Source organism: Acinetobacter sp. GN11 (assembly GCF_054823985.1).
The window spans coordinates 1-8,827 of record NZ_JRVL01000168.1 but is presented as its reverse complement, the minus strand read 5'-3'; the positions used below and the strand labels follow the sequence as shown (position 1 = coordinate 8,827).

At 39.3% G+C, this 8,827-nt stretch carries 6 protein-coding genes; 5 read left to right on the top strand and 1 reads right to left on the bottom strand.

The window, feature by feature from the left end:
• Window positions 1–290: 290 nt before the first annotated feature.
• The 3 genes from NL42_RS14460 (at window position 291) to NL42_RS14450 (ending at window position 4,915) form a co-directional block, all read left to right on the top strand.
• Window positions 291–1,664, top strand: a complete 1,374-nt coding sequence (locus NL42_RS14460; RefSeq protein WP_016137437.1) for a diaminobutyrate--2-oxoglutarate transaminase — start codon at window positions 291–293, stop codon at window positions 1,662–1,664.
• Window positions 1,665–1,666: 2 nt separating this feature from the next.
• On the top strand, window positions 1,667–3,199 hold the full coding sequence (locus NL42_RS14455) for a pyridoxal phosphate-dependent decarboxylase family protein (protein WP_461313265.1): 1,533 nt from the start codon (window positions 1,667–1,669) through the stop codon (window positions 3,197–3,199).
• Between the two features lie 285 nt (window positions 3,200–3,484).
• Complete coding sequence (locus NL42_RS14450; RefSeq protein ID WP_461313264.1) at window positions 3,485–4,915, top strand: aldehyde dehydrogenase family protein; 1,431 nt, start codon at window positions 3,485–3,487, stop codon at window positions 4,913–4,915.
• A gap of 70 nt (window positions 4,916–4,985) precedes the next feature.
• Here the strand turns inward: NL42_RS14450 and NL42_RS14445 are convergent, their stop codons facing one another.
• Window positions 4,986–5,471, bottom strand: a complete 486-nt coding sequence (locus NL42_RS14445) for an Lrp/AsnC family transcriptional regulator (protein WP_004643588.1) — start codon at window positions 5,469–5,471, stop codon at window positions 4,986–4,988.
• Between the two features lie 134 nt (window positions 5,472–5,605).
• Here NL42_RS14445 and NL42_RS14440 point away from each other — a divergent pair, with 134 nt between their 5' ends.
• On the top strand, window positions 5,606–7,327 hold the full coding sequence (locus tag NL42_RS14440; RefSeq protein ID WP_461313263.1) for an alpha-keto acid decarboxylase family protein: 1,722 nt from the start codon (window positions 5,606–5,608) through the stop codon (window positions 7,325–7,327).
• Between the two features lie 141 nt (window positions 7,328–7,468).
• A partial coding sequence (locus NL42_RS14435; protein ID WP_461313262.1) for an amino acid permease occupies window positions 7,469–8,827 on the top strand: 1,359 nt, incomplete at its 3' end.

Sequence of the window (8,827 nt, the reverse complement as noted above, 5' to 3'; positions counted from 1 at the left end):
CAATGTAACTTAAAAAATCAAAGTAATATAAAAAAAGAATATTTTCTTTAGGTTGTCACATAGTATGATGATAATTCATCTTAACTATTGGGATGATACATTTTTTCAATAAGATTAGATGAGTAAAGTACATAAAAGACGTTTTTTTTCTTGTAAAATTAGGTATCATCGCGCTCCTAGTTACAAGATATAAAATAAGTGTCTTTACTAGTTCTATAAAGCACCGAGTCAAAGGACCAAAAGTCACCAGACTTATTTCTTTCTACCCCTATCAGAGATGGTAATCCGATATGAGCGTTACTTCCGTTAACCCTGCCACTAATGCTACTAACGAATATTATTTGACTCGCCAAAGTCAAATGGAATCAAATGTTCGTAGCTATCCACGTAAATTACCGTTAGCGATAGCGAAAGCACAAGGATGCTGGGTTACTGATGTTGAAGGTACAGAGTACCTTGATTGTTTAGCTGGGGCAGGTACATTGGCTTTAGGTCATAATCATCCTGCGGTGATTCAAAGTATTCAAGATACGTTGGCAAGTGGTTTGCCATTGCATACTTTAGACTTAACCACACCTTTAAAAGATGCATTCACTGAAGCATTGTTAGCATATTTACCTGGTGGTAAAGAAGAATACTGCTTGCAGTTCTGTGGTCCTGCAGGTGCAGACGCAACTGAAGCAGCAATTAAACTTGCTAAGACTTACACTGGCCGTAGTTCAGTGATCAGTTTCTCTGGCGGTTATCATGGTATGACCCATGGTGCACTTGCTATGACTGGTAACTTAAGTGCAAAAAATGCAGTTAACGGTTTAATGCCAGGTGTACAATTCATGCCATATCCGCATGAATACCGCTGCCCACTTGGTTTGGGTGGTGAAGCTGGTGTTGATGCTTTAACTTACTTCTTTGAAAACTTTATCGAAGATGTTGAAAGCGGTGTAACAAAACCGGCTGCTGTTATTCTTGAAGCGATTCAAGGTGAAGGTGGCGTAGTTACAGCTCCAGTAAAATGGTTGCAAAAAATCCGTGAAGTGACTGAAAAGCACAACATCGTTTTAATCTTAGATGAAGTTCAAGCTGGCTTTGCACGTTCAGGCAAAATGTTTGCATTTGAACATGCCGGTATTGAACCTGATGTTGTTGTAATGTCTAAAGCAGTAGGTGGTGGTTTACCACTTGCAGTATTAGGTATTAAACGTAAATTTGATGCTTGGCAACCTGCAGGTCACACGGGTACTTTTCGTGGTAACCAACTTGCTATGGGTACAGGCCTTGTTGTATTAAAAACGATTACTGAACAAAATCTTGCTCAAAATGCGCAAGAACGTGGTGATTATCTACAAGCTGAATTTAAAAAATTAGCTCAAGAATTCCCATGTATCGGTAACGTACGTGGTCGTGGTTTGATGATCGGTGTTGAGATTGTTGACGAGCGTAAACAAGCTGACCGTATCGGTTCACTTCCTGCAGACTCTCAATTAGCTGCTGCAATTCAAACTGCTTGCTTCAACAATAAATTATTGCTTGAAAAAGGTGGTCGTAACGGCACTGTAATTCGTTTACTTTGTCCGCTTATCATCACTCAAGAAGAGTGTGTTGAGGTAATTGCTCGCTTTAAAAAAGCAATTGCAGAAGCATTGGTTGCAGTACGAGGCGCATAAATATGGTGGATTTTGCAGAACATCGTAAAGCGTTACTCTGCAATGATGCACAATCCATTGCTGACTATGAGTCAGCAATGGGCGAAGCGGTAAAAGCCGTTTCAGCATGGTTGCAAAATGAAAAGATGTACACAGGCGGTAGCATTAAAGAGTTGCGTTCAGCAATTTCTTTCCAGCCTTCAAAAGAAGGTATGGGTGTACAAGAATCACTTCAACGTATGATTGAGCTTTTCTTAAATAAAAGCTTAAAAGTACATCATCCACATTCATTAGCACATTTACACTGCCCAACCATGGTGATGAGCCAGATTGCGGAAGTGTTAATCAATGCAACTAACCAGTCTATGGACTCATGGGATCAAAGCCCAGCCGGTTCATTAATGGAAGTTCAGCTCATTGATTGGTTGCGCCAAAAAGTTGGTTATGGTTCTGGTCAGGCAGGTGTGTTCACCTCTGGCGGTACTCAATCTAACTTAATGGGTGTGTTACTTGCTCGTGACTGGTGCATTTCGAAAAACTGGAAAGACGAAAACGGTAATCCGTGGTCTGTACAGCGTGATGGTATTCCAGCTGAAGCAATGAAAAACGTCAAAGTTATTTGTTCTGAAAATGCGCATTTCTCTGTGCAAAAGAACATGGCAATGATGGGCATGGGCTTCCAGTCAGTTGTGACTGTTCCTGTGAATGAAAATGCACAGATGGATGTAGATGCTCTCGAAAAAACGATGGCGCATTTGCAATCAGAAGGCAAAGTGGTTGCTTGTGTTGTTGCGACAGCTGGTACAACTGATGCTGGTGCAATTGACCCATTGAAGAAAATTCGTGAAATCACAACGAAATATGGTTCATGGATGCATATCGATGCGGCATGGGGCGGAGCGTTAATTCTGTCAAATGACTACCGTGCAATGCTTGATGGTATTGAGTTGTCTGACTCAATTACCCTCGACTTCCATAAGCATTATTTCCAAAGCATTAGCTGTGGCGCGTTCTTGTTAAAAGACGAAGCGAACTATCGTTTCATGCACTACGAAGCTGAATACTTGAACTCTGCTTATGATGAAGAACACGGTGTACCAAACCTTGTTTCTAAGTCATTACAAACGACTCGCCGTTTTGATGCATTGAAATTGTGGATGACAATTGAATCACTTGGTGAAAACCTCTACGGTTCAATGATTGACCATGGTGTAAAACTTACTCGTGAAGTTGCAGATTACATCAAAGCAACGACAGGTTTAGAGCTTTTAGTTGAACCACAATTTGCTTCAGTATTATTCCGTGTTGTTCCACAAGGTTATCCAGTTGAGTTAATCGATAGCTTAAACCAAAACGTAGCGGACGAATTGTTTGCACGTGGTGAAGCAAATATCGGTGTAACAAAAGTTGGTAATGTACAGTCATTGAAAATGACAACATTAAGCCCTGTTGTGACATTTGAAAACGTTAAAAACCTTTTAGGTCAAGTATTGGCTGAAGCTGACCGCATTAAAGATGCAATTGCTTCTGGTAACTATGTACCACCAATCGACTAATTGAGTTGCTAACAAAAAAAGCCCAGCTTCTTGCTGGGCTTTTTTATTACAGATTCTTTTATTCAAAATGTGTATGAGCAAATAAAAATATGCACAAACCATGCATATTTTTAAAAAACAAAAATAATTATGCATGATCTATCGTATGCAAATTTCTTATTGTATTGGTATGTCCCCAATATTTTTGGTCACATTGATATATCAATATCGTACTTACTTTAAATAATCCCGTTTTAACTGAAAAAAGTAAGTGGCTGTAATTACAATTAAGACAAGGAAGAAGAAATGCAACAAGTTAATGTGCTTAATGAATTTAAACTGATTATTAACGGTCAATCTTGTTCAGGTGAACAGGGTGAACTAGAAGTTATTAACCCTGCTACAGGTCTAACTGCCGCGCGTTGCGCAAAAGCATCGGTTGAGCAAGTAAATCAAGCGGTGAGTGCTGCTAAACAAGCATCTAAAGCTTGGCAACAAGTTTCACACGATGAACGTAAATCGATTTTAAACAAGATTGCGGATGGCATTGAAAAGCATGCTGAAATGCTTGCAGAGTTAGTTGTGCTTGAGCAAGGTAAGCCACTGGCACTTGCGCAAATGGAAGTGCAGGGAGCAATTGGTTGGACTCGCTATGCGGCTGCTATGGATTTACCTGTTGAAGTGATTGAAGATAGTGAAACTAAGCGTATTGAGCGTCATCGTCAGCCATTAGGTATAGTGGCTTCAATTACCCCTTGGAACTGGCCGCTCATGATTGCGGTTTGGCATATCATGCCTGCATTGCGTGCTGGTAACGTTGTCATTAGCAAACCTTCTGAATACACGCCACTATCGACTTTGCGCTTATGTGAAATCATTCAGCAAGAAGTTCCAGCCGGCGTTATTTCAATTGTGGTTGGTGCTGGTGACATTGGCGAAGCATTATCTTCTCATCCAGATGTACAAAAAGTGGTGTTTACGGGTTCAACTCGAACTGGTCAGCACATTATGGCTGGTGCAGCTCAACAGTTAAAACATTTAACTTTAGAGCTTGGCGGTAATGACGCGGGTATTGTATTACCAGATGCAAATATCGATGAAATTGCTGCTAAGATTTTTAATATGGCGTTCTTAAATGCAGGCCAAACATGTGCGGCGTTAAAACGTTTATATGTACATGAAAGTCAATATGAGGCTTTATCCCAAAAGTTAGCTGACATTGCCAATGCTCAAGTTGTGGGTGATGGAATGGAATCTTCTACAACATTTGGTCCGGTACAAAACCAAATGCAATATAATAAAGTGAAAACTCTTATTGCTGAAGCTATTGAGCAAGGTGCAAAAGCACTTTCTGGGCAACAACAATTACCAGAGCAAGGCTACTTTATTGCACCTACCATTTTGACTGAAGTGTCTGACTCTTGTCGTGTGGTCCAAGAAGAACAATTTGGTCCTGTGTTACCTGTTTTAAAATATACCGATATCAATGATGCAATTGCTCGCGCTAATGACAGTGAATTTGGTTTAGGTGGTTCAATCTGGTCTTCTGATATTAAAGCTGCTCAAACTTACGCGACTCAGCTTCAATGCGGTACTGTTTGGATCAATACACATGCAGAAGTTCTGCCTCATGCACCTTTTGGTGGCTGGAAAATGTCAGGCTTAGGTGCTGAGTTCGGTTTAGAAGGTTTACTTGAAAATACGATTGGGCAAACAGTCCATATAAGTAAAGTCTAAATATTAATTTTAAGGCGGATCTAGTATCCGCCTTTTTATTTTAAATTATTTTATTAAAAAACTAATTTGCTTAAGTCGTGTGATGGTAACCGTGACCTTTAGGTTTGATCAAAAAATGATTCTGTTCTTTAATTTTTTTTAGAACAATGTAAGACTTTATGTGACCAATAAAATTATAAGAAAGCAATCTTTCGGTTACAAATTGAGAAAGCTGTTCTAAGTTTTCAGCAACGACTTTTAAAATAAAATCCGCATCGCCACTGATCGAAAATGCATCTTGAATGTTATCTTCCGCTTCAATGAGCTCTTGAAAAGCCTGCTGCGATTTTGCTTCGTGTGTTCTTAAATTAATGTGAATCATTGCCGTGACTTCTAGTCCTAGCGCTTGTTGTTGGATGCGGGCGGTGTAACCTAAAATTATGCCTTTTTGCTCAAGGAGCTGTCTTCTTCTAGAACATTGGGAAGCAGATAAACCGATTAAATCTCCAACTTCCTGATTGGTGAGCCGTCCATTCTTTTGTAGTGCCTGAATGATTTGCCAGTCGAACTTATCCATTGCATAAAATCCTTTTATGATACACAAATCATGTATTTTTATTAAAATGCGTTTTCATTATGCACGAAATCTAAAAGGTAGATGAAATATTATTTTTCTATGGAATAAAAATTTGTCTCAAAGGATATAGAGCAATGTTCATAGAAATCGGTGACTTTTTAAATCTTCGTTTAAAACAAATGGGTATCCAACATCTGTTTGGTGTACCTGGTGATTTTAACCTCTCATATCTCGAACAAGTTGAAGCAGATCCAGAACTCGAATTTATTGGAAATTGTAATGAGTTAAATGCTGCCTATGCAGCCGATGGTTATGCACGAATTAACGGTTTTTCTGCCTTGGCAACTACTTATGGTGTAGGCGATTTAAGCGCGATTAATGGCATTGCAGGTGCATATGCAGAAAATGTACCTCTTGTTCATATCTCTGGTATTCCACCTTTACATGCAGTTCAAAAGGGCACTTTAATTCACCATACGCTTGTTGATGGTAACTACGACAACATTATGAACTGTATGAAAGAGTTCACGGTTGCCCAAACTCGTCTAACACCTGCAAATGCAGCCTTTGAGATTGACCGTGTATTACGTCAGTGTTTCCTTGATCGCCGCCCTGTACACATCCAGCTAGCGGGAGACATTACTCACGTCAAAATTGAAGTGTCTGAGCGCCCACTTGATTTAAGTTATCCAGCTGTTGAGCCAGATTTACTACACAGCGTAGTTAATAAACTTTGCGACATTTTGAACAATGCAAAAAGCCCAGCGCTTCTTATTGATAATGAAGCTTCAGTTTTTGGCGTGACTTCGCTTTTAAATGATTTATCTCAAAAATGCTCAATTCCATTTGCGGGTATGAATACTGCAAAAAATATTATGGATGAAGGCTCACCTCGTTATATCGGTACCTATGTTGGTGGGGCAAGCCAACCACACGTAAAAAATATAATTGAACAGTCTGATTGCCTAATTGGTATTGGCGCACGTTTTACAGATGTCGGTTCAGCTGTATTTACTCATCAAATTGCGACTAAAAACTATATTGAAATTAAATCTTATGGCTTAAATATTTTTGGTCAGGATTTTCCGGGTATTGAAATTGGGCAGTTACTTGTTGAGCTAAATAAAAAAGTTGCGCCACGTAAATCGTCAATGCCTCTTCTTGAAAAACAGCCACAGAAAGTAATTGAAGCTCCAGCCCAACAAAAGCTAAGCCAAGATGTACTTTGGAACTACATTGCAGGTTTCTTAAAAGAAGACGATGTGATTATTGGTGAAGTTGGAACTTCAAACTCAGCTTTGTCTGGTTTAAAACTTCCTGCTACAGCTAAATATATTGCTCAGCCGCTTTGGGGTTCAATCGGTTATACCTTACCGGCTTTACTTGGTAGTTTGCTGGCAGCTCCTGAACGCCGTCAAATTCTCTTTATTGGTGATGGTTCTTTCCAGCTTACGGTACAAGAGCTTTCTACGATTATCCGTCATGGTTTAAAACCAATCATTTTCTTGCTTAACAATGGCGGCTATACCATTGAGCGCTTAATTATGGGTGAAAATGCAGCCTATAACGACGTGCAAAACTGGAAATATACTGAAATTCCTGCGGTATTTAACGGTAAAAAAGGCCATACCACCTATGTGGTAGAAACTGCCGGACAGCTTAGAAGTGTTTTAGACAATGTTCATTTAAATGATCAGCTAACTTTTATTGAATTAAAACTACCGGCAATGGATGCGCCAGTGAGTTTGAAAAAATTTGCTTCAGTCATCGCGCGTTTTGACTACGGTGATCGTGGTTACGAAATTTTAAAGGAGCGTTCCCAGCCTATTAAATGTAAGGATGCAAGCTCGTTTTAAATAGAAGATAGGAAAATTCTTCTTAAAAATTAAATGGACTCATATTAAAGCAAACTTATGTCCGAAGGTCGGTTTCTGATCTTCGGATATGGTGCTGAATAAAGGTGTACAGGAAGTGACACCAACATTGGAGATAACGTTATGGATGCAAACAATAAGCACGAGTTAAAACAAGGCTTATCCAATCGGCATATTCAACTCATCGCGCTCGGAGGTGCGATCGGAACAGGGTTATTCTTAGGTCTTTCTCAAACGATTAAACTGGCAGGTCCTTCAATTTTATTAGGATATGCAATTGCCGGAATTATTGCTTTCTTAATTATGCGTCATTTAGGTGAAATGGTTGTTGAAGAACCCGTAAGTGGTTCATTTAGTTATTTTGCTAATAAGTATTGGGGAAAAATGGCTGGTTTTATGTCTGGCTGGAACTATTGGGTGTTATATGTACTAGTAAGCATGGCTGAACTCAGTGCAATTGGAACCTTCATTCAGTTCTGGTGGCCTGAAATTCCCACTTGGATGACTGCTTTATTCTTCTTTATTTTAATTAACGGCATTAACTTGGTGAATGTCCGCTTTTTTGGGGAATCCGAATTCCTATTTTCCTGCATTAAGATTATTGCGATTTTAAGCATGATTGGTTTCGGTACTTATCTCTTATTTACAGGTTCTGCTGGTCCGCAAGCAGGCATTGCAAATCTATGGCAACACGGTGGTTTCTTCCCGCACGGGATTCAAGGTTTTGTCATGGCGTTAGCTGTCATTATGTTTGCATTTGGTGGCTTAGAGTTAATTGGTATTGCTGCGGCTGAAACTAAAAAACCTGAAACCACTATTCCAAAAGCAGTGAACCAAATTGTTTATCGTATTTTAATTTTTTACATCGGTGCTATTGGGATCTTACTATGCCTTTACCCATGGAATATGGTTGCAGAAGGGGGTAGTCCATTTGTAATGATTTTCCAGTCATTAAACAGTAATGGTGTTGCGAACGTTTTAAACTTTGTGGTCTTAATTGCTGCTATTTCGGTTTATAACAGCTGTATCTATTGTAATAGTCGTATGTTGCATGGTTTAGCAGAGCAGGGTAATGCTCCAGCAATTTTGAAAAAAGTAAACAGCCGTGGTATTCCAGTTCCAGCCGCAGTTCTTTCTGCATCAATCACAGCAATATGTGTGGTCGTAAATTACCTGATCCCTGGTCAAGCTTTTCAGCTCTTTATGATGCTTGTTGTGGCGGCACTTGTTATTAACTGGCTTATGATTTCAGTAACTCATTTGAAATTTACTAAAGCAATGAAATTGCAAAAACGTCAAACCAAGTTTCAAAGTATTCTTAGCCCATGGAGTAATTACTTAACCATTAGCTTTGTATGCTTCATTCTTATTATCATGGCAATGACACCAGATATGAGATTGGCTGTGATTTTAGGCCCAATCTGGCTTGTTGTTTTGGCACTGATGTATTTCTTAAAGTATCGTAAAAAAATGGTAGCGATG